This window comes from Protofrankia sp. Cj3 (assembly GCF_917627355.1).
Lineage (GTDB): Bacteria > Actinomycetota > Actinomycetes > Frankiales > Frankiaceae > Protofrankia.
In genome coordinates this window covers 7,849-32,726 of sequence record NZ_CAKJTR010000029.1, presented here as the reverse complement: position 1 = coordinate 32,726, position 24,878 = coordinate 7,849, and the positions used below count along the sequence as shown (strand labels likewise).

The 24,878-nt window shown below is 66.6% G+C and carries 17 protein-coding genes and 1 pseudogene; 14 read left to right on the top strand and 4 right to left on the bottom strand.

The window, feature by feature from the left end:
* Positions 1 to 166 precede the first annotated feature (166 nt).
* The 5 genes and pseudogenes from MJ783_RS06245 to MJ783_RS23570 form a co-directional block, all read left to right on the top strand.
* On the top strand, positions 167 to 916 hold the full coding sequence (locus MJ783_RS06245) for a type II secretion system F family protein (protein WP_239309057.1): 750 nt from the start codon (positions 167 to 169) through the stop codon (positions 914 to 916).
* Entirely contained in the window at positions 913 to 1,839 is a 927-nt protein-coding gene (locus MJ783_RS06240) for a type II secretion system F family protein (protein ID WP_239309055.1), read from the top strand. Before MJ783_RS06245 ends, MJ783_RS06240 begins: the two co-directional genes overlap by 4 nt.
* 387 nt (positions 1,840 to 2,226) lie before the next feature.
* On the top strand, positions 2,227 to 2,541 hold the full coding sequence (locus MJ783_RS06235; RefSeq protein WP_239309053.1) for a DUF4244 domain-containing protein: 315 nt from the start codon (positions 2,227 to 2,229) through the stop codon (positions 2,539 to 2,541).
* Between the two features lie 91 nt (positions 2,542 to 2,632).
* Complete coding sequence (locus MJ783_RS06230) at positions 2,633 to 3,103, top strand: TadE family type IV pilus minor pilin (protein ID WP_239309052.1); 471 nt, start codon at positions 2,633 to 2,635, stop codon at positions 3,101 to 3,103.
* Positions 3,104 to 3,125: 22 nt separating this feature from the next.
* Positions 3,126 to 3,545: pseudogene (locus MJ783_RS23570) on the top strand (Rv3654c family TadE-like protein); the annotation flags it as partial.
* 132 nt (positions 3,546 to 3,677) lie between these two features.
* On the opposite strand, the gene MJ783_RS06225 reads toward MJ783_RS23570, so the two are convergent.
* A complete protein-coding gene (locus MJ783_RS06225; protein WP_370651458.1) occupies positions 3,678 to 6,203 on the bottom strand; it encodes a DEAD/DEAH box helicase in 2,526 nt (841 codons plus the stop codon).
* A 311-nt stretch (positions 6,204 to 6,514) separates the two neighbouring features.
* On the opposite strand from MJ783_RS06225, the gene MJ783_RS06220 reads away from it, so the two are divergent.
* The 7 genes from MJ783_RS06220 (at position 6,515) to MJ783_RS06190 (ending at position 18,918) form a co-directional block, all read left to right on the top strand.
* The gene (locus tag MJ783_RS06220; protein ID WP_239309048.1) at positions 6,515 to 6,856 is read left to right on the top strand and encodes an anti-sigma factor antagonist; all 342 of its coding nucleotides are present in this window, start codon (positions 6,515 to 6,517) and stop codon (positions 6,854 to 6,856) included.
* Positions 6,857 to 7,277: 421 nt separating this feature from the next.
* Positions 7,278 to 7,799, top strand: coding sequence for an ATP-binding protein (locus MJ783_RS06215; protein ID WP_239309046.1), 522 nt, complete (start codon positions 7,278 to 7,280; stop codon positions 7,797 to 7,799).
* A 568-nt stretch (positions 7,800 to 8,367) separates the two neighbouring features.
* The gene (locus tag MJ783_RS06210; RefSeq protein WP_239309044.1) at positions 8,368 to 10,707 is read left to right on the top strand and encodes a sodium-translocating pyrophosphatase; all 2,340 of its coding nucleotides are present in this window, start codon (positions 8,368 to 8,370) and stop codon (positions 10,705 to 10,707) included.
* 402 nt (positions 10,708 to 11,109) lie between these two features.
* Positions 11,110 to 14,163: a type I DNA topoisomerase gene (topA, locus tag MJ783_RS06205; protein WP_239309042.1), complete on the top strand. Its 3,054-nt coding sequence runs from the start codon at positions 11,110 to 11,112 to the stop codon at positions 14,161 to 14,163.
* Positions 14,163 to 16,511: a dTMP kinase gene (gene tmk, locus MJ783_RS06200; protein ID WP_239309041.1), complete on the top strand. Its 2,349-nt coding sequence runs from the start codon at positions 14,163 to 14,165 to the stop codon at positions 16,509 to 16,511. The genes topA and tmk overlap by 1 nt, the downstream gene beginning before the upstream one ends.
* Before the next feature lie 83 nt (positions 16,512 to 16,594).
* Entirely contained in the window at positions 16,595 to 17,833 is a 1,239-nt protein-coding gene (locus MJ783_RS06195; protein WP_239309039.1) for a DNA polymerase III subunit delta', read from the top strand.
* Positions 17,834 to 17,913: 80 nt separating this feature from the next.
* Entirely contained in the window at positions 17,914 to 18,918 is a 1,005-nt protein-coding gene (locus MJ783_RS06190; RefSeq protein ID WP_239309037.1) for a beta-ketoacyl-ACP synthase III, read from the top strand.
* A 65-nt stretch (positions 18,919 to 18,983) separates the two neighbouring features.
* On the opposite strand, the gene MJ783_RS06185 is transcribed toward MJ783_RS06190, so the two are convergent.
* Positions 18,984 to 20,477 carry an MFS transporter gene (locus MJ783_RS06185; RefSeq protein ID WP_239309035.1) on the bottom strand — a complete coding sequence of 498 codons (1,494 nt, stop codon included), beginning with the start codon at positions 20,475 to 20,477 and terminating at the stop codon, positions 18,984 to 18,986.
* Positions 20,478 to 20,752: 275 nt separating this feature from the next.
* On the opposite strand from MJ783_RS06185, the gene MJ783_RS06180 reads away from it, so the two are divergent.
* Together MJ783_RS06180 and MJ783_RS06175 are read left to right on the top strand one after the other, a co-directional pair.
* Positions 20,753 to 21,373 carry a TetR family transcriptional regulator gene (locus MJ783_RS06180; protein ID WP_239309033.1) on the top strand — a complete coding sequence of 207 codons (621 nt, stop codon included), beginning with the start codon at positions 20,753 to 20,755 and terminating at the stop codon, positions 21,371 to 21,373.
* 508 nt (positions 21,374 to 21,881) lie between these two features.
* Positions 21,882 to 23,054 carry a glycoside hydrolase family 26 protein gene (locus tag MJ783_RS06175; protein ID WP_239309031.1) on the top strand — a complete coding sequence of 391 codons (1,173 nt, stop codon included), beginning with the start codon at positions 21,882 to 21,884 and terminating at the stop codon, positions 23,052 to 23,054.
* A gap of 41 nt (positions 23,055 to 23,095) precedes the next feature.
* Here the strand turns inward: MJ783_RS06175 and MJ783_RS06170 are convergent, their stop codons facing one another.
* Positions 23,096 to 23,731 carry a TIGR03085 family metal-binding protein gene (locus tag MJ783_RS06170; protein WP_239309029.1) on the bottom strand — a complete coding sequence of 212 codons (636 nt, stop codon included), beginning with the start codon at positions 23,729 to 23,731 and terminating at the stop codon, positions 23,096 to 23,098.
* 61 nt (positions 23,732 to 23,792) lie between these two features.
* Positions 23,793 to 24,605, bottom strand: a complete 813-nt coding sequence (locus MJ783_RS06165; protein ID WP_239309027.1) for a hemerythrin domain-containing protein — start codon at positions 24,603 to 24,605, stop codon at positions 23,793 to 23,795.
* Positions 24,606 to 24,878 lie beyond the last annotated feature (273 nt).

The window sequence follows — 24,878 nt, the reverse complement described above, 5'->3', positions numbered from 1 at the left end:
ACTCGCCTCAGGGCCGATCGGACGGCGTCCGCCACGGGTTCGGGCGGCGACGCCGGTGACCGAGCGGACCGGCGCAGCCGGCGAGCTGAGTGGTCCGCCGAAACCGCCGTCCGCCCGTTTCCGACCACCGCTGGCAATATGGTCAATATGGTTGATATGGGCATTTGTGGTAGCTGTCATTGGCGCATGTTTCGGGCTGGCAGCGGCCTGCATCACCATCATCGGTACCGTGACGGCCCACCGTGCCCGACAGCGCGCCGCGATACGGCGCTGGCGCAACGCCCAACGCGCGGACGCACAGGAGATCCTGTGGGCCCTCGCCACCGAGCTTGAGGCGGGCCGGAACCCGTCCGACGCGCTGCGTACAGCCGTCGAAGACCTCGGTCGCGACGATGCCGATGCCGGCCGGCCGCTCCTGCCCCGGTACCCGCGGGACACCCGCACCCGCGTAAGCGACTCACTGGCCCTGCGTACTGGCCTTGCGCACCGGGCAGACCCCGCGACCATGCTGGCACGCTGCGAAGCAGCGACGCTACGCCAGCTTGCGGCCGCATGGCGGGTGAGCCAGATCGCCGGTATCCCGTTGGCTCCGATGGCGAACAGACTGGCCACGGTTATCCGGGACGAGCGCGAGAAAGACGGCGAGGTGTCAGCGGCGCTCGCCGGGCCACGGGCATCAGGACGGCTCGTCGCATCGCTGCCTCTCGCCGGGATCGGCCTGGGCGTGCTCATCGGCGCCTCCCCTTTGGACGTTCTGCTCCACACCCCCGCCGGAACCGCCTGTCTCGCGATCGGTATCGCGCTCGACCTCGCCGGCCTGGCATGGATCAACCGACTCACCGAACAGGCTGGCGCACACGCGGGGAGCGACCAAAACCGTTACGGCGCCCGACCAATGACGGCGGAAGCGTCGTGAACCCACCTCCGCAGTGGGCCATGCTTGCCGCCGCCGCGGCAAGCATGGCGGCGGCGTCCTGGCTGACCGGGACGACGACGCTGGGTGAGCGCGTCCAGCGCCGGACGCGCTCACTTGCGCAGCCATCCCATGCCGGCACGGCACCGAACGGACAGCTGATCACTGAACACATGCCAGTGATCAGCTACTCAACATCCAACGATCATTGGATTGACAACCATTCATACAGCGAGCCACAACGAACGACGGGCCGGTCGCGGCTTCAACGGATCACGTTCGGGATAGCGGCTGCTCTCGGTCCTCTCGTCGTATTCAACGGCCCCGCGGGCGTACTGATCGGACTCGTCCTCGGGGTAGCTGCGGTCCGTCTACTGGCTGGCAGGCCGGACAACCACTCGCGGCGCCGCTACGAACGCCTTGCTGATGATCTTCCACTGGCCCTCGATCTCATTGCGGCGTGTCTAACGGCCGGTGCGCCCGTCGTGACAGCTCTGGAGACCGTTGCCGACGCGGTCACCGGGCCGCTCGGTGCGGAACTGAGCCTTGTCGGGCGTGCTTTGCGACTGGGCGCGCCCATCGACGAAGCCTGTCGCCGGCTACTCGAGCCCGGCCTCGGAGAACGACCCCCGATGGACTGGTGGGCCGCCATACGCGCGCCGGAAATCACCACGGCGGTACGCGAGATCGCGACCTTCGCACGGGCGCTGGCCCGAACCGAGGACTCGGGCGCCCGGCTGGCCGCCACTCTCGCACGGCTCGCGGACCAGACTCGGGCGCACCACCAGGAACATGCCCTGGCCGCCGCACGCCGGGCAGGAGTCACCGCGGTGGCGCCACTCGGGCTGTGCTTCCTGCCCGCGTTCCTTGCGTTGGGGGTCGTGCCGGTCATAGCGGGCGCGGGCAGGGGACTGGCGCCGCTGTAACTGTGCCTACTGGATCTGTGACTGTACCCACTGAAGCCACTGAAACTGAAGCCACTGAAGCTGTACCCGCCGAGTCCAGCCGTCCGGTCCAGTCCGGTCCGTCCGGTCCGTCCGGTCCGGTCCGAGTGGCAGGGGATGGCGTGCCCATCGACGCACAACGCTGGGAGGCCAGCCCGGCGGACTGGTGAGCTCAGTTTGTCGTTTGGCCTGTCAAGCGTGTCACCGTCAGCTGGCCGCACGGTGGAAAACAAAGCGTTATCCACAACCTGGTTCTCGCACTCGCCATCGACCCACTCATACGAAATAATGGCCGTATGGACGGAGAAACATTCCGTCGCAAGCCAGAAATCCCGTAATCGGTCGGGGCCGCTGATCTGGAGGTCACCCATGATGCCCACGCTCCCGGCACGCGGCCCGCTGCGCATGACTCATTGGAGACAGCTGTTGACCAAGCTGTTCGTTGGGCTTTTCACGCACCTGGCGGCAAACGGCTCACAGTCGGGTCGAGCCGGCCGCTGGAACATCACTTCCGGAACTGTTCGGAAATTCCGCGACGACACGGGAATGTCGACTGCGGAGTACGCCGTGGGCACAGTCGCCGCAGTCGGGTTCGCCGCCGTGCTCTATGCGGTTATCCATAGTTCGGCAACCCGCACGCTACTGACCAACATCATAAATCGGGCATTGTCGATTCAGTTCTGAGGCGAATCGAAACGATATTCGGATAACGGCAAAAAATTTTGCTCACAAATTTCTGCCGACGACCGATGATTCCGAGAGTGCCAACGACAATATGATTACGCTACGCCGCACCCGCTCTGGCGACACCGGAGAACCTGGCCTTCCTCACGCCGCGGCAGCCGGCAGCAAACGGCACACGGCTGATGACAGCGGCCAGGCAACAGTCGAACTGGCGTTCGCGATCCCGTCTCTGATACTCGTGCTGCTGATCTCAATATGGCTTGTCAGCGCCGTGGCCATTCAAGCGCGGTGCGCGGAGGCGGCTCGCGTAGGGGCCCGTGCCGCCGCTCGCGGGGAAACTGACGAAACAGTGCGATTATGGTCTGGAAGAGCCGCGCCGCACGGTTCAGAAATATCTATCACTCGTGGCTTTAATTTCGTTGTGGTACGGGTCGCTCTCGACACACACGCAACCGTGGGAATCGCTTCCATCACTCCTTTCATCACTATTAAAGCATCATCAACAGCACCGCTTGAAGCAGCCGGAAGCACCGAAGAAAGCCATCTTGACAGCAGTTCCTGAGAATCAGGAAAGAAGGAGAAAAATGCCTTCGAAAGACATGATCGAAACGCGCCCGAAGGAATGGTTTCGATGGCGGCTACACGATGAATCCGACGGCGGGAACATGCCGCGGAGAAAGCGTCCGGGCGACACGGGCTCGGCGACCGTACTCGTACTTTCCGCATTTCTCGTTCTTGGCGCCTTAACCGGCGTCGTCCTGATGGTGGCGATGATCGCGGTCTATCGTCAGCGGGCCGCGAACGCCGCCGACATGGCAGCGCTCGCGGCCGCCAGCGATCCATTCGGAAATCCACTGTCCAGGTGCGCCCGTGCTGACGAAATCGGATTCGCGAACCACGGCCGCGTCCTGTCCTGCATGATCTCGGGAGATATCGTGAAGATTGAAATAGCAATCGATCTGCCCGGAACGCTCAGAGGCTTTGGACCGTTGCTTGCCCAGGCCCGTGCCGGCCCGTGGAACGCAACCGCTGACGGTTCTGCCCTGAGCGCTCCGCCCACCCGCGAAAGCCACGGTCGCGCCGGTGATCCGCGCGTGGAGATGGCCCGCACCACCGGGACAGAGCCAGCTCGCAGCCTACGAAGGCGTGTCCTGCCCGGCTCCGGTCGGATCGAGTCGCCGCAGTACAGCCGCCAGCAACCGGTGCGAGGCCGGCTTGTCCAGCGGTTCGTTACCATTGCCGCACTTTGGCGAGTACACACACGATGGACATCCAGCAACGCACTCACAAGCGGCGATCACATCTCGAGTCGCCCGGAGCCAGGGCCCACCGTGCAGAAAGCCCCGTTCGGCGAAGCCCGCTCCACCCGGATGGCCGTCATAGACAAATACCGTGGCCCTGCCCGTATCGGGATGCAACGCGGTGGACACCCCCCCGATATCCCACCGATCGCAGGTGGCGAACAGCGGAAGGATGCCGATCGCCGCGTGCTCGGCCGCATGGACCGCACCCGGGACATCATCTTCATCGATCTCCGCCTCGGCCAGCAGATCGTCGGTCACCGTGTACCAGACAGCCCGGGTGCGCAGATGCCGTGGGGGAAGGTCAAGCGGCTCCTCCCCCAGCACCCGTCCAGTCACGACCTGACGTCGCTGGTAGCCCACTACCCGACTACTGACCTCGACCATCCCAAGGTGCAGCTCGACCTCATCGACGCGCCGGGAACGGGCCACGTCCATCACCGTGATGTTGGTCACGTCCCTGGCCGATGTTGTCCAGCCCGGCGTGCCCGCCTCAACAAAGGCGACCGCCACATCAAGATCAAATTCGGTGACCACGTAAAAACTGCCCTGATGGAGATATACCGCGCCGCGGTGGACCGTCGCATGCGACGCCGCGGCGTCCACCGTTCCGAGCAGACGCCCGGTCGAGGCCTCCACGATCCGCACGGGCGGACCGCCGATGCCACGGATATCAACATTCGGTCGGTGTTGGTGCGTCCAGTACCAGCCTGTCGGCCGGCGCCGGAGCCGACCGCGACGCACGAGATCATCGACTGTGACCCGGGCCGCCGGCCCGAAAAGATCAAAATCAGCCTCGGTCAACGGCAGTTCGGCCGCCGCGCACTCCAAATGGGGACCGAGCACGTAAGGGTTGTCAGGATCAAGCACGGTGGCCTCGACCGGCCGGCCAAACAAGGCCTCCTGGTGGTGCACGAGATAGGTGTCAAGAGGATCATCACGAGCAATCATGATCACAAAGGCTCCCTGGCCGTCACGGCCCGCGCGACCCGCCTGCTGCCACAACGATGCGAGCGTGCCCGGATACCCGGTGATGATGGCGGCATCCAGCCCGGTAACGTCCACACCCAGTTCGAGAGCGTTCGTCGCGGCAACCCCAAGCAGCCGTCCCGAGCGCAGATCCGCCTCCAGCTCCCGGCGTTCCTCCGGCAGGTAGCCCGCACGATAGGCCGCAACTCGCTTCGCGAGCTCCTCCGACACGTCCGACAACGCTCGCCGGGCCGACTGCGCAACTGCTTCCGCCGCTCGCCGCGAGCGTACGAACGCAAGAGTACGTACACCGTCGATCACGAGATCCACAAGCAGATCCGCGGCTTCGGCGGAGGCCGAGCGGCGAACCTGCCCGCCGTGATCATTGATCGACGAGCCCCCCGGCCCTGCGAGTCCCGTCCCGCCGGGCGCCGATTCCAGGACAGCCGATACCGCTGGTTGCCGGGCCGGCATCGGTGCCGCGGGCGACGGTGCGGACGCTTCGGGACCCGCCAGCTGAAGAGCTGCCGGACAAGGCGGACCAGGCCGAGAGGACGCGGGCGGCTGCCAGGGATCGGTGAGTGGTGGTTCATACAGCACAAACCGTGTCGCGCCCCGGGGGGAGGCATCGTCCTCGACGACTTCAACATCGAGTCCGGTAAGAAGGCCGGCGGAACGGCCGGGGCCGGAGACGGTCGCCGACGCCAGGACGAACACGGGCATCGACCCGTACCGAGCAGCCACCCGTCGCAACCGCCGCAGCACGTGCGCGATGTGGGAGCCGAACACGCCCCGGTAGCCATGGCACTCGTCGACCACGACATATCGAAGACCCCGCAGGAAGACCGACCACCGCCGATGGTAGGGCAACACACCGTGATTCAACATGTCAGGATTAGTCAGTACGAACGTCGCGTGAGCCCGAACCCAGTCGCGCTCGGAGGCAGGCGTGTCGCCGTCGTAAGTAGCGGCACGCACCCCGGTCAGATTGAGCGCACGAACCGCACGGAGCTGGTCGTTCGCCAGCGCCTTGGTCGGAGCGAGGTACAGCGCCCGGGCCGATGGTCCGGCCAGCAGACCGCTGAGCACCGGCATGAGGTATCCCAGCGACTTGCCCGAAGCGGTGCCCGTCGCCAGCACGACGCTGCGTCCGCTGTGCGCATGCTCGGCGGCGAGCGCCTGATGAATCCATGGCGCGTCAATCCCCGCGGCCCTCAGCCGTGCGATCAGTACCGGATCCACCCACGCCGGCCAGGGCGCCCGCATACCAGCCCGAGCCGGGACGTACTCCACGTGTGTGACACACCGCCGACGACGGGCACGCGCGAAAAGTTGATCAAAAATCACCGCGCCACGATCCGGCGCGCCCTCGGGCACTGCGGTTCCGCCCACAGCAGCCCAGCGTAGGCCAGGACGCTCGACCCGCGCCTGGCTGGGCAAACATGCTCACGTGCCGGCTACACAGCCCTGTGTCGTTCGCTGGAGCGTCCCGACGTGACACATCGCGCTGATCGCAGCGAGACATCACACAGTCAACGATGAACAATAGAAAAACAATGAGATCGCAATAATATGCAGAATGCCAGTGGATGCAGGCAACGGCTGTGTCGCGGTGAGCCGGATTGATCCGAGCGTGGGAGGGTAGTGCCGCCGTGATGCCGGCCGTCCGCCGGACGGCTGTCGAACACACGCTAGGAGGAACCGTGGACCTGTCTCTCACGACCCGTGTGGAAGGGGACTTCACGATCGTCGTCGTGGGCGGCGAGATTGACGTCTACACGGCACCGAAGTTGCGTGAGCAGCTCATCGATCTTGTGTCGGGCGGGTCGTACCACCTCATCGTCGACATGGAAAGCGTCGAGTTCCTCGACTCGACCGGTCTCGGTGTACTCGTCGGCGGCCTCAAGCGGGTCCGGGCGCACGAGGGGTCACTGCGGCTCGTCTGCACCCAGGAACGGATATTGAAAATCTTCCGGATCACCGGTCTCACGAAGGTCTTCCCCATCCATGCCTCGGTCGAGGAAGCACTCGCCGCAAAGGACTAGGGCGCGCCTGATGGATGTTGGTCGATGTGGGCACCGATCCGCGCGATCGACGATCCATCAGACACGCCCTGGCCAGCCGAGAACGTCACGAACGGGCGTTTCGCCCGGCCGGGAGGCGGGCCCGGCCGACGGGGCCCGCGGTACACGCGGCCCTGCCGCCGGCTCCCCAGCTCCAGACGGCCGAGCCGGGGAGTCCCGGGCGCGCGGCCAGACGGGCCCCGGCCGATCGCCTGCGCACCCGGGACTCCCCGCGCAACGCCGGACGTCACATGATGGATGCCCGTCGGGCGACCGGACGCAACGAAGTGGTCGGCCACACAGCGCATGTCGGAAAGTCCTGTACCCGGTCATCCCCTCTCCCCCATAACGGTCAGGCACCCCAGAGCCCCCACCACCCATCGAGAGGCAGGTATTTCGACGCATGCCCATCGTCGAGTTGCGCTTCGCCGCCCTGCCCGGGCATGTCCGCACAGCCAGGCTGATCGCTGCCGCGATCAGCCGACGTTCGGGCGTGCCCGACGAGATCCTGGACGAGGTCAAGCTCGCGGTCGGTGAGGCATGTGCCCGAGCTGTCAGCGTGAACCGCCGGTCTGATCCACAAGCACCTGTAATCGTCCGGGTCAACGACGATGACGACGTGTTCGAGATATCGGTGTCCGACCGCGGGCCGCAAGACCGCGGTCGGACACCCGTCCACCACGATGGCCAGGTCCCCTCGCCCGCACTGATCGGTACCGACTGTGCCCAGGTCAGCAAGGATCAGGCCGGCGACGAGATCGGCGACGAGACGTCGCTGGTGGCTCCCGCGGGGCTCGGTCTCGCCCTCATCGAGGGCCTCGTGGACGACGTCACCGTTACCGCATGGCCCGACACACGTGGAACAGTCGTCACGATGCGCTGGCCGATCCGCAAGAAGGCGGACAAACCGATCTCAGCGATCTGACTCCGCGTCACACCGGAACCGAGGCCGCACCGGGACGCCGCGCCGGTCACCGGGGCAAGCCGCCATCGAGCGCGATTACTTATCGTAATCACGTAACATCAACGACACCAGACGGCAACCACTAGGGCATCGAAACCCACCCAGGGAACATGCACAAACCACCAAAACACAACATTCATCAACTATGACCAACCAAAAACGAGCGCGTGTTACAGCCATGTGGATAGACTGCGCCGCATCGCACACTCGGTCGATCGGCCGGGTGAGATGCCGTGAGTGCTCCCCGTGGTACCGGACGGAGGTTCGGGGGAACGTGGGCCAGTGCGCTGGTTGCCGTATGACGGTACGACAGCGAGCCGGATAATCATCCGGACTCGTTCCAGCCGGCAGTCATGTCGGCGATCGCACTGCATACGTTGACGCGTACGCCGGCCCGGCGTCCCTTCGCGCCCGGACGGCGACCTCGAGGACGTCGTCAGGTGCGACGTCGGGCCGTGCGCGCCCATCGCCACGCCATAACTGGCGCCGGGCGGACTCGGAGGGTGCACCGACCTGACCGGGAGGGCCCATGGTCCCGATCCAAGCCGAGGCAGGTACAAACCCCGGTGGTGTCGCCATCGAACTTAGCGGAGGCCAGCTTGGGCTGGTCGCCAGTGTGGCGGCTATCGCAGCGATCGCGTTGCTGGTCGCCGGGTATCTGGTCCGCGAAGTGCTCGCCGCGAGCCAGGGAAGCCCCCGAATGATCGAGGTCGGCCGGGCCGTCCAAGAAGGCGCCGCAGCGTATCTACGACGGCAGTTCATCACTGTGGCGGGCTTCGTCGTCGTGATCCCGTTTGTGCTGCTGCTGCTGCCGGCGGACACGGCCGGCTCCCGGGTGGGACGCTCGGTGTTCTTCGTCCTCGGAGCCGTTTTCTCCGCGCTTGTCGGCTTCGTCGGCATGTCGCTCGCCACCCGTGCGAACACCCGTACCGCCGCCGCGGCCATCCAGCAGGGGGAGCGTGCCGCCATGCGGATCGCCTTCCGTACCGGCGGTGTCGTCGGGATGTTCACGGTTGGTCTGGGCCTGCTCGGAGCTGCGGTCGTCGTATTGGCCTTCCGTGACACAGCTCCGCAGGTCCTGGAAGGATTCGGGTTCGGAGCGGCGCTGCTGGCGATGTTCATGCGAGTCGGTGGAGGTATTTTCACCAAGGCCGCGGACGTAGGAGCCGATCTCGTCGGCAAGGTCGAACAGGGCATCCCCGAGGACGACCCACGCAACGCGGCCACGATCGCCGACAACGTGGGGGACAACGTCGGAGACTGCGCGGGAATGGCAGCCGACCTGTTCGAGTCCTACGCGGTGATGCTGGTAGCCGCGTTGATCCTCGGCGTCAAGGCCTTTGGCGAGAACGGCCTGGTCTTCCCGCTGCTCGTTCCCGCGGTGGGTGTACTCACCGCGATCATCGGCATCTTCTCAGTCGCCCCGCGTACCGGCGACCGCAACGGCATGGCGGCGATCAACCGAGGGTTCTTCATCTCGGCGCTGGTCTCCGCGGTCGGCGTGGTCATCGTCTCGTTCGCCTACCTGCCGGACAGCTTCGCCGGTTTCCCCGGCCTCGAGAAGAGCAGCCAGGGTGGCGACCCGCGGTTCATCGCGATCACAGCTGTCCTTATCGGCATCATACTGGCTACCGCAATCCAGCTCCTCACCGGTTACTTCACCGAAACCAACCGCAGGCCGGTTCAGGACATCGTGAAGGCATCCACCACGGGCCCGGCAACCAACATTCTTTCCGGTATCGGGGTCGGGCTGGAGTCGGCCGTGTATTCGGCGCTGCTCATCAGCGCGGCGGTCTTCGGCGCATACCTGCTCGGGTCCGGCAGTACCACAGTAGCGCTCTTCGCAGTAGCCCTGGCCGGCACCGGACTGCTGACAACGGTCGGAGTGATCGTATCCATGGACACCTTCGGTCCGGTCAGCGACAACGCCCAGGGTATTGCCGAGATGTCCGGTGAGGGCATGGACGGCGAAGGTGCCGCGATCCTCACCTCCCTCGACGCGGTCGGCAACACCACCAAGGCCATCACCAAGGGCATCGCGATCGCCACCGCGGTGCTGGCCGCCACCGCTCTGTTCGGATCGTTCACCGACACGGTCAACGAGGCGCTCATCGACGCAGGCCGGACCGCCCTGGGATCGCGCACCCTCGACATCGCCTATCCGGACGCCCTGGTCGGATTGATCATCGGCGCCTCGGTCGTGTTCCTGTTCGCCGGGCTCGCGATCAACGCGGTCGGGCGCGCCGCTGGACGGGTGGTGGAGGAGGTACGCGACCAGTTCCGAACCAAGCCAGGAATCATGGATGGTACCCAGAAGCCCGACTACGGTGCTGTTGTCGACATCTGCACCCGGGACTCACTACGAGAGCTGGTCACTCCAGGCACTCTTGCGGTTCTCGCGCCGATCGCGGTTGGCTTCGGACTCGGCTACCCACCGCTGGGCGCCTACCTTGCCGGGGCGATCGCCGGCGGCGTCCTCATGGCGGTCTTTCTCGCCAACTCCGGTGGGGCCTGGGATAACGCGAAGAAACTCGTCGAAGACGGCAACTACGGCGGCAAGGGCTCCGACGTCCACGCCGCCACCGTCATTGGTGACACCGTCGGTGATCCGTTCAAGGACACCGCCGGCCCGTCGATCAACCCTCTGATCAAGGTAATGAATCTGGTCAGCCTGTTGATCGCGCCATCTGTGGTGAAGTACTCGGTCGGTGATGACGAGAACAAACCGCTACGGATCGCCATCGCCGTCGTGGTCGTCGGGGTGATTTCCACCGTCATCATCTACTCGAAACGACGTAATACCGCACTAGGGCTTGCACCGGCAGTGACCGAACAGCGCTCGGCAGCCACCCCGAAGGCGACAGTGTAGCCAATCCCCTCATCGCTCCCACCCGGCGCACCAAGAGGAGGAGAAGGAGGGAGAAGAAGGGGGAAGGAGTGGGAAGGAGGAGTCACCGTCACCGCCGGAACGGGGCATCCGGCGGTGACGGACCGGGTCCCGTCAGGGCCCGCTCCGTCGACGTCAGCAGACCCGGGTGCGCGACACGGCGTACGGTCTCCTCCGGCGTCCACAACACCGGACGCCGGAGAAAGCCGCCGCGCCGCCGGCTGACATACCGGTGTGTGTCGACCTACTGTCGGGATATGGGCCCGGGAGCTCGCAACGAGCCCCAGGCCGGTTTCCACCGGCGGTTTGGCCGTCCGCACCGCAGCCCGACACCCTACGAGTCGCACAGCCGAAGTCGAACCACCCCCTGCAACGAGGAGAGAAGTGCCCCCGCGCACGAAGCCGACAAATAGCGGGACGCGCCGGTCGAACGCCGGGTCATCGAGCGCCGGGTCATCGACGCCCGTCGTCGAGCCCACGGCCTTCGGCACCGACGCCGAGCCCGACACGGACATCGACACGTCCGGCAACGGCACCGCATCCCGTCCCAGCACGCGGACGAACACGAATAGTAATCGAACCGGTACCTCATCGACCGCTCCCAGCGGCACCGGGACCCGGCTGGTGATTGTTGAGTCACCCGCGAAGGCAAAGACCATCGCCGGGTACCTCGGCCCCGGCTGGCAGGTCGAGTCCAGTATCGGCCACATCCGGGACCTACCGCGCAACGCCGAGGAAGTGCCGGTCGCGCACAAGGGCAAACCGTGGGCCCGGCTCGGGGTGGACGTCGACAACGGCTTCGAGCCGCTCTACGTCGTCACGCCCACCAAGAAACCCCAGGTCAGCAAGCTCAAGGCGCTGGTCAAGGAAGCGAGCGAGCTCTACCTCGCCACAGATGAGGACCGCGAGGGCGAGGCGATCGCCTGGCACCTGCTGCAGACGCTGAAGCCGACCGTGCCGGTGAAACGCATGGTCTTCCACGAGATCACGCCTCAGGCGATCCAGCGAGCGGTGGACAACCCGCGCGAGATCAACGAGAACCTGGTCAACGCGCAGGAGACCCGGCGCATTCTCGACCGGCTCTACGGCTACGAGGTCAGCCCGGTGCTGTGGAAGAAGGTGATGCCGAAGCTGTCAGCCGGTCGGGTCCAGAGCGTTGCAACCCGCATCCTGGTGGAACGCGAACGCGCTCGGATGCGCTTCACCGCGGCCGAGTACTGGAACATCGAAGGGGTCTTCGGGACGCGGGCGACGCAGGCGACGGGTGACGGCGCTTCGCCGAACCGGGTACCGGCTGCCGCGGCGCCCGACAGTACTCCGCTGCCGGCGAACCTGGTCACGCTCGACGGCCGGCGGCTGGCCACCGGACGCGACTTCAGCTCCTCCGGGGAGCTCACCGCCGCGGACGTGGTGCGGCTCGACGAGACCGCGGCGCGCGCCCTGGCCGGCAGGCTTGTCGACACGATCTTCACGGTTCGGTCGGTGGAGACCAAACCGTACCGCCGCTCTCCCTACCCGCCGTTCATGACATCCACCCTGCAGCAGGAGGCCGGCCGCAAGCTGCGCTTCTCCAGCCAGCGGACGATGCAGGTAGCGCAGAAGCTGTACGAGAACGGCTATATCACCTATATGCGGACGGACTCGACGAACCTGTCCGCAACCGCGCTCACCGCCGCCCGGGAGCAGGCCCGAACCCTCTACGGGCCGGAGTACGTGCCCGAGCGGCCCCGTACCTACACGAAAAAGGTCAAGAACGCCCAGGAGGCGCACGAGGCGATCCGACCGGCCGGGGATCACTTCCAGACCCCCGGCGAGGTGCGTGCCGCACTCCGCGACGACATCGACGGCTATCGGCTCTATGAACTGATCTGGCAGCGGACGGTCGCAAGCCAGATGGCCGACGCTCTCGGTACGTCGGCGACGGTCCGGCTCGGTGGGGTGTCCAGCGCGGGGGAGGATGCCGAGTTCTCGGCGTCGGGAAAGGTCATCACCTTCCCGGGCTTTCTGCGCGCCTACGTCGAGGGCGCGGACGACCCCGACGCGGAGCTTGAGGACCGTGAACGCCGCCTGCCAGCCGTCCGCCAGGGTGACCGGTTGGCCACCCGCGAGTTGAACCCCCGCGGGCACACGACCAGCCCGCCGCCGCGCTTCACCGAGGCGAGCCTGGTCAAGACCCTTGAGGAACTTGGCATCGGGCGGCCGTCCACCTATGCGTCGATCATCGGGACGATCCAGGACCGCGGGTACGTGTGGAAGAAGGGCAGCGCGCTGATTCCCAGCTTCGTCGCGTTCGCCGTGGTCGGCCTGTTGGAAGAGCATTTCGGTCGGCTGGTCGACTACCGCTTCACCGCCTCGATGGAGGACGACCTCGACGACATCGCGGCCGGTACGGCGGCGTCGATCGACTGGCTGACCCGGTTCTACTTCGGTTCGGACGTGGGCCAGCCGGGCGGTGTCGCGCGGTCAGGCGGGCTCAAGCACTTGGTCGGCGAGCGGCTCGGCGAGATCGACGCCCGCGAGGTGAACTCGATCCACCTGGGTACGGCGGATGACGAGCAACCCGTAATGATCAGAGTGGGTAAGTACGGTCCGTACATCCAACACGGTGACCAGCGGGCAAGCATCCCCGAAGATCTTGCTCCGGACGAGCTCACCGTGGCGAGAGCGATGGAACTGCTCGACGCGCCGAGCGGGGACCGGTCGCTTGGCACCGACCCGGACAGCGGCGCGACCATCACCGTCAAGATCGGACGTTTCGGCCCGTACGTCAGCACAGACGACGACCCGCCGCGCAGGGCGAGCCTGTTGGCCACGATGTCCGTTGAGACGGTCACCCTCGCCGATGCGCGCAAACTGCTCACCCTGCCCCGATCGCTGGGCGTTGCACAGGACGGCGAAGAGGTGACGGCCCAGAATGGCCGGTACGGACCCTACGTCAAGAAGGGAGCGGAGAGCCGGTCGCTGGAGTCTGAGGAGCAGTTGTTCACCGTGACATTGGATGAGGCCCTGGCGCTGATCGCACAGCCGAAGGCACGAGGACGCAAGCGAGCCGCGCAAGCCCCGCCGCTGCGCGAACTCGGCGCCGACCCGGCCAGCGGTGCGCCGATGGTGCTGCGGGAGGGCCGATTCGGCCCATACGTCACCGATGGTGAGACGAACGCGAGCCTCCGCAAGGGCGACGAGGTTGCGTCGATCACTGTGGAACGGGCAGCCGAGCTACTGGCCGAACGGCGCGCCCGCGGGCCGGCGCCCAAACGGCGGACAGCGCGCGCTGCCGCATCAGGCGCCAAGGAGCCGGCCGCCACGAAACGGGCCACCGTCCGGAAAGCCCCGGCCAAGAAGGCCCCGGCGAAGAAGGCTGCGAGCGAGAAAAGCACGACCGGGACGGACGGCGGCACGACGGGCACCTCGTCAACCCAACCACGCCGGACGGACTGATGGGCGACCCGGTAGGCGGTGACCACGGCCCACCCCGTTCGCGGCCAGCCCCGGCAGCGTCGTCGGATGGTGGCGGACCGTCTACCGGCAGCACATCACCGACGCCCGCCGCAACCCGTGATGATCCGCGCCAGCACACCGAAGGAGATTTCCGCGCGGTCCTGCGGATCGCGCAGTTCCGCCAGCTCTGGCTGGCGCTGGCCCTGTCCAGCCTGGGTGACTGGATGGGCCTGCTCGCGACGACCGCGCTGGCCAGCTCACTGCGGGCGAGCTTCTCCGACAAGGCATTCGCCATCGGCTCCGTACTGATCGTCCGACTGCTGCCAGCGCTGATCTTCGGACCGCTCGCCGGTGTCGTGGCGGACCGGCTCGACCGACGGTTGACGATGGTCGTCGCGGACATCCTGCGGTTCGGGCTGTTCATGTCCATTCCGCTGGTCGGGACGCTGACCTGGCTGCTCGTCGCATCGCTGCTGATCGAGTGCGTGAGCCTGTTCTGGAACCCGGCCAAGGACGCGAGCGTGCCGAACCTGGTACCCGCACGGCGGCTCGCCGCGGCGAACACGCTGAGTCTGATCACCACGTACGGTTCAGCGCCACTGGGTGCGGCGGTCTTCTCGCTGTTGGCCACCCTGTCGCGGGCGTTGGCGACCAGTGTGTCCTTCTTCGAGACCTCCCCGCTGGACCTCGCGCTCTTCTTCAACGCGACGACGTTCCTGGTATCAGCAATTGTGATCTTCCGGCTGCGCGGGATCGGCCGGACAGCACTCCAACGCGCCGATGCGCACCCCGGGCTGTGGTCGTCGATCACGGAGGGCTGGCGCTTCGTCGGTCACAACCGGCTGGTCCGCGGTCTGGTGATCGGTATTCTCGGGGGGTTCGCCGGTGCCGGCTGCGTGGTGGCGCTCGGGCGGCTCTACGTCCAGATTCTCGGCGGTGGCGACTCCGCGTACGGTGTCCTGTTCGGCGCGGTGTTCGTGGGACTCGCCACCGGGATGGCGCTGGGACCGCGGCTGCTCGGTGACTTCAGCCGGTCCCGCCTGTTCGGCCTGAGCGTCACCGCGGCCGGGGTGGCCATGCTGGCGGTAGCCGTCATGCCCAACCTTGTTCTCGCCTGTGTCCTGGTCGTCTTCGTCGGCATGTTCGCCGGGATCGCATGGGTCACCGGCTACACCCTGTTGCAGGCAGCGGTAAGCGACGAGTTGCGTGGACGAACCTTCGCGCTGGTCCAGTCCCTGGTCCGTATCGACCTGTTGGTGGTGCTCGCGGCCGCGCCGGCGCTGGTGGGAATCATCGGATCACACCGCATCAGCCTGTTTGGCGGCGTCCAGCTCCGTGCCGACGGGGTCACGATCGTCCTGTTTGCCGGCGGCCTGCTCGCGGTGGCCGTCGGCCTGTTCGCCTACCGGCAGATGGATCAGCGTACCGGCATCGCGATCATTCCCGAGCTGCGGAACGCCCTGCTGGGGCGTGAGACATCACCACAGCGTCCTCGCCATGCCGGCCTGTTCGTGGCCCTCGAAGGTGGCGAGGGATCCGGTAAATCGACACAGGCCGAACATTTACGATCATGGCTCGCGTCCGCGGGGCGTGAAGTTGTGATCACCCATGAGCCCGGCGGGACCGCCATCGGCGCAACGCTACGGAAACTGTTGCTGGACCCCACGACGCGGCTGCACCCTCGTACCGAGGCGCTGCTGTACGCCGCTGACCGTGCCGAGCATGTCGCGCGGGTCATCGAGCCGGCGCTGGCGCGGGGCGCGGTCGTCGTCAGTGACCGCTTCATCGACTCATCCGTTGCCTATCAGGGCGCCGGCCGTCAACTCGGGGCGGACGGGGTCGCGGCGCTGTCGCGGTGGGCCACCCAGTCCCTGGTCCCCGACATCACGATCCTCCTCGATCTTCCCGCCGAGATCGGCCTCCGTCGGGTCCGAGAACGGGCCGAGCGGAACAGCTCGACCCGCGACCCGAGCGGCCCGGCTACCAGCCCCACAGCCGGCATCGACCGGATCGAGGCGGAGCGGCTTGCCTTTCACGAACGGGTGCGTGAGGGGTTTCACCGACTCGCTGACAGCGCGCCAGGCCGCTACGTGGTACTCGACGCGGACCAGCCGCCCCGGACGCTGCACAACAAGATCCGGGATGTCATCAACGAACGGTTGCGCGCTGATCGCGACTCAGTCGCCGCGGACCCGCCTGTTGGGCCTGCCTCCACCGGACCAGCTGAGGGCATGCGGGCTGAGAGCATGCGGGCTGAGAGCACTGCCACCGAGGCGACTACGGCGGTTACGGCCGAGCTGTTGCCCGGCCGCCCCACAGCAACGAGGAAAACTCCGTCGGCTCGATAACCCGCCTGCCGTCCAGCGGCTCCCCACGGGCCGTGGTGCGGCCCGCCGGTAACCGTCGACCAGCGGCGTCAGAGAATGGACGGGTGAGCGTGTGGGATGCCCTGATCGGCCAGGAACCGGTCATCGAGGCCCTCGCGGGCGCAGCCAGCACGGCAGCCGGGGTGACCGGGAGCGGTGGGCTCGTCGCGGCCAGAGCCACTATGACCCATTCATGGCTGTTCACCGGCCCGGCGGGCGCTGGGCGGTCGACGGCAGCGCGTGCCTTCGCGGCGGCGTTGAACTGCGAGAACTCCCCCCCAGGATGCGGTGGGTGTCATGGCTGCCACACCGTCCTGACGGACACCGCGTCCGATCTGCGCTCGGTACGCCCGGAGGGGCTGTCGCTGGGTGTGAAGGACATCCGGGAGCTGGTGCGCGACGCCGCGAGCGCGCCGACATCGGGCCGCTGGCGGGTGCTGCTTCTCGAAGACGCCGACCGGCTTACCGATCAGGCCGCCAACGCCCTGCTCAAGGCGTTGGAGGAGCCCGCCAAGCGATCGGTGTTCCTCCTTTGCGCGCCGTCGGTCGACGACGTCCTGCCGACAGTGCGGTCGCGCTGCCGAGTCGTCTCGCTGCGCCTGCCCACCCCCACACAGGTCGCCGCGGTGCTGGGACGGGACGGGATCGATCCCGCCCTTGCCCAGTTTGCGGCCCAGGCGGCCGCGGGCGATGTGGACCGGGCCCGGTCGCTGGCCGCCGACGAAGCGGCGCGGGACCGGCGCACCGAGGTCCTGCGTATCCCGACCCGCCTGCAACGCACCGGGGACTGTCTCGACGCGGCCGCGGACCTGGTGGCCGCCGCGAACGCCGACGCGGACGCGGCGAACACGAATCGTGACGAGGCCGAAACCGAGGCGTTGAAGATCTCGCTCGGTGTGGGTGCAACATCCGCTGGCAGCACGGCGAAGCGTGCGCGGGCACCAAAGCCCGGCGCGAAGACCCGGGCCGTGGCCGTTCGGGGTGCCGCCGGAGCTCTCAAGGAACTGGCGAAAACGCAGAAAAGCCGTGGCCGACGGACCGTGCTCGACTCTCTTGACCGGGCGCTGGTCGACCTCGCCGGCTGGTATCGGGACGTGCTCGTCGTCCAGCTGGGTGCACCGGTCGACGCGATCCACCCGGACCAGGGCGATGCCGTGACACGGGCCGCGCGGGCGTCCACCCCGGAGCAGACGCTGCGCCGGCTCGAGGCGGTGCTGAGGTACCGGCGGAAGCTGGCGGATAATCCCGCCCTCGTCCCGCTACTGGCTATAGAAGCACTCACCCTCGAACTGCGCACCGGGTAGATCATTACCCACCGTACCGACAACAGTGCCGATAAGTCATTCCGTACCATGAACAGGGGACAACATAGTATGCTCCGGATGTGAGTGGAATCATCCGGGCACGAGTCCGTCCCGCCGGCAGCCGAATTCTTGGCGTGGGCGCCTATCGTCCCATAAAAATAGTATCCAACGCTGAGATCTGTCAACGGATAGACTCCACTCCCGAGTGGATAGAATCTCGGTCCGGTATTCGCAGCAGGCGATTCGCGGCTGTGGATGAATCACTGGGAGCAATGGCAGCCACGGCCGGTGGCAAAGCTCTGGCCAGCGCCGGCATCGGAGTCCCGGATGTCGATTGCATCGTGGTGGCCACCATGTCCCATGTCACGCAGTCACCATCGGTGGCCACCGACGTGGCTAACCGGCTCGGCGCCCGGCAGGCGGCCGCGTTCGACCTCTCAGCCGCGTGCGCGGGCTTCTGCCATGCTCTTGCGGTGGCCAGCGACATGGTGCTCGCCGGCAGCGCCACGTACGTTCTGGTGATCGGCGCCGAACGGATGTCGGACATCATCGACCCGCATGACCGCGGAACGGCTTTTCTTTTCGGGGACGGCGCCGGAGCGATTGTCGTCGGGCCGTCGGAAACAGCGGGCATCGGGCCGGTCGTATGGGGTTCTGATTCCTCGGGCCGGGACGCGATCGGACACGACCGCTCCTATCTGGAATGGCGCGACAACCCAGAGCTGCCATGGCCGACAATGCGGATGGCGGGGCAGCGGGTATACCGGTGGGCATCATGGCAGATGGCGCCCGTCGCGCGCCAGGCCCTCGACATGGCCGGGATCAGCGCGGACGAGCTCGCCGCCTTCATTCCCCATCAGGCCAACATCCGCATCATTGACATGCTCTGCAAGGTGCTCGCCCTGCCCGGCACCGTGACCGTCGCCCGGGACGTCGCGGTGCACGGGAACACCTCGGGTGCGTCCATTCCGCTCGCGATGGACGAGGTTCTCGCGAGCGGTGAGGTGCCCTCGGGTGGCCTTGCGCTGCTCATCGGCTTCGGCGCGGGTCTCGTCTACGCGGCCCAGGTCGTCCGGCTCCCCTGACCTCCGGCCCCTGGACCTCCGGGGGCACGGGTGTTCGGCAGGGGCCCGTCTCCCGCCGGCACGGGCTACCTGTCGGCGACGGCGGCCCCGGAACCACGAGCGCTCCGGGGGCGCGGCACGGGGCTGGCACCCATCCGCTCCGGCGCGGCCACCGCGATGCCGTCAGCACCCGACGACGGCCGGACGTTCGGAAGCGAGGCGGCGGCGACCACGGCCACGGCGAGCCCGGCGGTCATCAGCAGGAACGCGTTCGTGTAACCGCTTTCATGCGGCAGTTTTCCCGCGCCTGCACCGGCTGCGATGACAGTGGCGGTAACGGTGGTGCCGATGGAACCACCGATCGTCCGGATGTTGGCGTTCATCCCGGACGCGATTCCGGTCTGGTCAGGGCGAACCGCTACAACCACGAGGTGTGACATCGCCGCGAAGCCCAGCCCGATACCTACTCCCAGCAACGAGGTGGCGATGTAAATCATGTAGCTCTGGCTGTGCGCGAACGTGAGGACGCTGGTGGCGGAAGTCGCGATGAGCGTACCCAGGAGGAGCGGGATCTTCGTGCCGTACCGGGCTCCGATGCGGCCGGCGAATATTCCGGCTACCAGCATGAATACGCTGGCCGGCACCATGTAGAGGCCAGCTGCGGTGATGCTCGCCCCGAACCCGTAGCCTGCCGACCGAGGCGTTTCCACGAACTGCGGTACGAACACCATCACCGAGAACATCGTGAAGCCAAAGAGGACCGCGGTGATGTTCGTCCGGTACACCGTGGGAATCCGCATCATCCGCATGTCCACAAGCGGCTCGGCACTACGGCTCTCAACAGCGAGCCAGAGTGCGATGAGCAGCCCCGCCAACGCGAACAGACCGAGAACCGAGGCGGATTCCCATCCCCACCGGGGCCCCTGGCTGATCCCGAGAAGCAGCGCGACAAGCCAGGCGGCAAGCAGCAACGCGCCGGTGACCGACACGTTTCCACCCACGCGGACGGGTGATTCCGGCACCCGCAGCATGGTCGTCACCAGCGCCACGGCAATGGCCATCGCGGGCAGCCAGAACAGCCAGTGATAGCCCAGGTGGCTGCTGATCGGCCCGGAGATGACCGTCCCCGTCCCGGAACCAACCCCGAGCACAGCTGACACGACACCGATCGCGCTGCCGACCTTCTCCGGCGAAAACTCGTCCCGGATGATCCCGAACGCGAGCGGGAAGATCGCTCCACCCACCCCCTGGACGACCCTGGCAAAGAGCATCACGGGCAGTGACGTCGCAAGCGCGGCAATCACTGTGCCGATACCAAGCACCGCGAGCATAACGACGAGCACGCGCTTCTTACCGCAGACATCTCCGAGACGCCCGAGGATCGGGGTCGCCACGGATGCGCTGAGCAGGTAGGCCGTCATGATCCAGGCAATGCCCGCCTGGCTCGCGCCGAACTCCGCCCGGATCGTCGGCAGCGCTGGCGCGATCATCGTCTGCAGCAGCGAGAAGGTCAGCGCCGACAGGCTGAGAGCCGCGAAGGTCACCGATGACGAGCGTCTTCCATCCACCCCGGCCGTCATACTGGACAGTCCTCTCGCTCGCCGATAGGAGCACATCCCATGATCAATAAAACATATAAAGGATGATACTCAGTATCATTGACGATACCAAGTATCTATGTATCGAAAACGGCGCCGGGATGTGGCCTACACTTCATCTCTGGAGATCGACTTGAGATCGGCTTGGCGACGTAGATCACCACCTCGCGAAACAGCCGCGGAGCAACAATGATCATTGTGGTAGCCCCGAACATCAACGGACGCATCCGACGCCCACGACCACGCAGGTGACTTCTATGACCAACCCGACCGGGATAACCGCCTTCCGGGAACGGCTACGGACGACCGTCCGCGGTGACCTGGCGCAGGTCGCAGTCGAGCTGTTCCTCGAGCACGGCTTCGACGCCGTCACGGTGGATGCGATCGCCGCGGCGGCCGGCGTGTCCCGCAGCACCTTCTTCAGGTATTTTCAGACGAAGGAGGATGCGGTCCTGGCGCACGTCGAGGCCCGTGGGGAGCAGTTCCGCCAGGCCGCGCTGGCCCGGCCGGCCGACGAGCCCGCGCTCCTGGCTGCACGCAACGCCCTCACCCCCCTGATCGAAGACATGAGCCGCAACCGCGAGCGGTCCGTGGCGATCAACGGCCTGATTGAGAGAACCCCGTCGCTGCGTGCCCGCAGGATCGACAAACAGCTGGTCCTGCGCACGATGCTGGCCGATGCGATGGCGAACCGGATGGCGACGGATCCAGCGACCGACCTCCGGCCCGCGCTCATCGCCGGCGTCACCCTGAGCGTGTTCGAAGCCGCCCACACGGCGTGGCTGAGCGCCAACGACGACACCGACCTGGCCGATCTGGTGGACGAGGCGTTCGTGACGGTGGGCGTGGCGTTCGCCACAGCTGCCGTACAGCCCTGAACAAGCCGCCGCGGTCCAGTCCAGATATTGACGGGCCCGAACAGCAACAACGGACACAGGCAATTTTGCCTGAAAACACATTCCTTCACCAAATTAGAACAATATAAACACAACAAACGACGGACCGCACCAGCTCCACCTTCACACGGAGATCTGATCAAAAACTCTTTGACCTGCTGATATACCCATCCGCAGGGCATTGAACCGGGTCCGTGTAGCCTCATCGTCCGATGATGACTTTGCTGCCGCCCGCCCACGCCAGGCCTGCTGAAGCCCGTCGCCTAGACACTTCCCCCAGCTACGGATCGTGCGCACCCTGTTGTGTCGCAGCCTTCTCGAGCGGAGGAGGTCGAGTGTGAAACACCAAGAAATCTTCAAAAAAACACGGAGACCACTCCGAAACACAACACTGACTGATTCAACGCGTCTGACAACGGAGCAACACGAAGCCGGCCGGATCACTGCCGAGAACAGGTACGCACATGCACCCGGCAGCCCGAGGACCTCGGTGCGCAAGGTGCTGTCGCGGCGCGGCCGGCTCTGGCTCGCCGGCCTGGGTGTGCTGACGATCGCAACCACGAGCCTCGGCTGCCGCATCGCTCCCACCGGCCGTAACGAGGTCGAGAGCGCGATGGTGGCAGCCACACCCGCTCCATCCGCAGCCGATACCGCCGGCACGCTCACCCCCCCGGCCAGCCCCCCAGCCAGCCCCGGCGCCGCCACCGTCCGATCAGCCGCCGTGACCGCCGGGGCGCCCGGCACATCCATGACGGCCGACGGGCCCACCGGATCGGCGGCCACAGCGCAGGCAACGGCCGGGTGGATGAGCGGCGTCGCCGCGGGCACGCTGACACAGGCGAACCAGTGGTCGGCCTTTCGCGGACGGCCGGTCGACGTGGTCGTCACCTTCGCCGACCGGTCAAGCTGGGAAACGATAACCCATCCGTGGCTTGGCGCGGGCCCGGAGAAGTTCGCCGGTTTCCCCGGCACCTGGGTGATCAGTCAGCCGTTCTTCCCCGCCTCCGGCGGCGACATCGGCGCCTGCGCGTCAGGAGCCTACAACTCCCACTGGCAGGAGTTCGGCCGGTGGCTGACCAACCAGGGCCGCGCGGCCACCGTTGTCCGGCTGGCCTGGGAATTCAACGGCAGCTGGTTCCCATGGTCGGCCTCGAGCAGGCCGGGGTCGTGGGTCGGCTGCTTCCAACAGGTGGTCGGTGCCATCCGGCAGACAGCTGCCCAGGTCCGGATCGACTGGACGATGAACGCACATACCGACGGCGCATTCGACTTCTACCCGGGTGACGCGTACGTCGATGTCATCGGCATCGACACCTTCGACATGTGGCCGGCAAGCACGGACGAGAACTCCTGGAACACCCAGTGCAACGAAGCCGAGGGGCTCTGCTCAGTGATCAGATTTGCCCGCGCGCACGGCAAGAAGTTCTCCGTACCGGAATGGGGACTGGTCGGCAAGCAGGACACCGGTGCCGCGGCAGCCGGGCAGTCGGGTGGGGACAACCCCTTCTACATCCGGAAGATGCACGACACGTTCGTCGCCAACGCCGACGTCTTGTCCTACGAGGCGTACTTCAACAGTCCGGACGCGGGCAACGTCCATTCCGCCCTGGTCAACCCGACTGAACAGCCCAACGGTGCCCAGACCTACGCGCTGTTGTGGTGATGGCGTTATAGGGCACCGCCGAGCCCCGCAACCACAACCGGTCACCGGCTGGCCTCTCCACCGGTGAAGGCCGCGACCACGCCATTGTCACCGTGGACATCAACGACGGCATGGTCGCGGCGGCCGAAGGCGAACAGGAGGAGTTCGGCCGGATTACCGACGAGGGTTACCTCACCGGCACCACGACGCAGTACGACCCGCCCCGGGCCGTCGGCGCGCTCAGCAACCACCCCGACAGCGGACCGTCGGTAGGCGGCCCGGCCGAACATCTGAAACGATCGCCAGAGCGCCCGCTGCATCCCGTCGTCGAGCTGGGATCCGCTCCACCCTGGCCTGGCCCGTCGAACATCCTCATGATGGACGAAGAACTCGACCAGGTTCGCGGCGTCGTCGACCAAGCCGAAACGGGTTGGATGCCACCATGGTGGACCGTCACGGAATATCCTCACCAGGTCCGGAAAGGTATCACCGCGCATGGTGGCTCTCTCCGCCATCGCCGTCACACCATGCAGTGATTTAATCACGAAACCAGGCAGTGCGTATGGCACCCGGTCCCGAGTCACCAAATGAGCAACAAGATCATGAGCGGTCCAGCCAGCACACAGCGTAGCCTGAGCCGGACCGACCTCATCCAGCAGATCCGCAAGAGCCACACGCTGCGCACGGGCACGTCCCATGCACGCAATGCTAAAACCTTCGCATCGCCCTGGCTGGCTACCGACGCGGCCGCCACTCGCCTCAGGGCCCGCCCTCCCCCGCCCCCGCCGCCGGGGAAGCGCTGGGGGCCGGCCGCTGAGCGGCGGTGCTACCGGCGGCGGTGCCGGCGGTGTCCGGCGGCGGGACCGGGCGGCCGAGCAGGTACCAGCCCCACAGGCCCGCCGGTGCTGGTGCGCGCACCGGTCCATCCGCGGCAATGCGGGCGTCCATGGTGTCAAGGATGTGATCCCAGCTCCCGGCGAGCCGCAGCACCAGGCTCCCGACGACAGCGGTGCGGGGAAGGTGCGGATGCGGGCGGGTGGGTGCCCGCCGCATCGATCGTCGGAACGCGGTGGCCATCCGGCGCCGGTCGTCTGGGGAGAGCGCCTTGTCGAGATCGGCGACCAGGGCCTCCTCCGCCGCGATGTGCTGTTCCTCAAGCTCGGCAAGACGCTCACGCAGCCTGCCCATCGACTCGTCCGGCCGGTGGACGTCGCCCTGGATGTACTGGGAGATGCCGCGTAGCACCGACGCGGTTTCCCGTCCCTGGGCACACAGTTCGGCGATGCGCGGCCGACTGTCCGGGAGGCGGCGACGCGCCATGGGATAGACGGATGTCTGCACGGCGTACATATGGGCGCTGATCGCCGCAACCGCCGTGTCGGCGGCTCGCAACGCGCGTCTCGGATCCCCCGAGGTCGCGGCCTCGGTGAAGGTAAGACCAACAAGGTGTGTCGCGGCGTCATGCGACGCTTTGATCATTTCAGGCAGGGACGTCCCGCTCGAATCGTCCCGCTCGCCGGCTCTGGCCTTCTCGGTCGTCGCCGTCCCCTCCGGCCCTGTTGTGGACATCATTGCCACCCCCAAGCCTGCGCACTGCCAATACGGGACCGCTAGGCGACGACCGAGCCGCCAGCGGCTGAATCGACGCTCCTTGGAGCGCCCGGCAGCGGGGCTGTCCGGCTCGCGCCGCCCAGGCGGCGCCGCGCGTCATCGCTCCCCATCCATCGCCGCGCGATACAGGGGTACCCGGCTCGTCGGCCCCCACCCACCACCGCCGGTGGCTCCCCGCGCAGCCTCGCGATACACGCACCCCAACCCCCTCCTTGATCCGCACCCCTATTGCCA

Excerpts from the sequence above, each read along its gene's own strand:
- MJ783_RS06235 (WP_239309053.1), top strand. The coding sequence starts at position 2,227 with ATGATGCCCACGCTCCCGGCACGCGGCCCGCTGCGCATGACTCATTGG.
- MJ783_RS06230 (WP_239309052.1), top strand. The coding sequence starts at position 2,633 with ATGATTACGCTACGCCGCACCCGCTCTGGCGACACCGGAGAACCTGGC.
- MJ783_RS06215 (WP_239309046.1), top strand. The coding sequence starts at position 7,278 with ATGCCCATCGTCGAGTTGCGCTTCGCCGCCCTGCCCGGGCATGTCCGC.
- MJ783_RS06210 (WP_239309044.1), top strand. The coding sequence starts at position 8,368 with ATGGTCCCGATCCAAGCCGAGGCAGGTACAAACCCCGGTGGTGTCGCC.
- tmk (WP_239309041.1), top strand. The coding sequence starts at position 14,163 with ATGGGCGACCCGGTAGGCGGTGACCACGGCCCACCCCGTTCGCGGCCA.
- MJ783_RS06185 (WP_239309035.1), bottom strand. The coding sequence starts at position 20,477 with ATGACGGCCGGGGTGGATGGAAGACGCTCGTCATCGGTGACCTTCGCG.
- MJ783_RS06180 (WP_239309033.1), top strand. The coding sequence starts at position 20,753 with ATGACCAACCCGACCGGGATAACCGCCTTCCGGGAACGGCTACGGACG.
- MJ783_RS06170 (WP_239309029.1), bottom strand. The coding sequence starts at position 23,731 with ATGGGACGTGCCCGTGCGCAGCGTGTGGCTCTTGCGGATCTGCTGGAT.
- MJ783_RS06165 (WP_239309027.1), bottom strand. The coding sequence starts at position 24,605 with ATGATGTCCACAACAGGGCCGGAGGGGACGGCGACGACCGAGAAGGCC.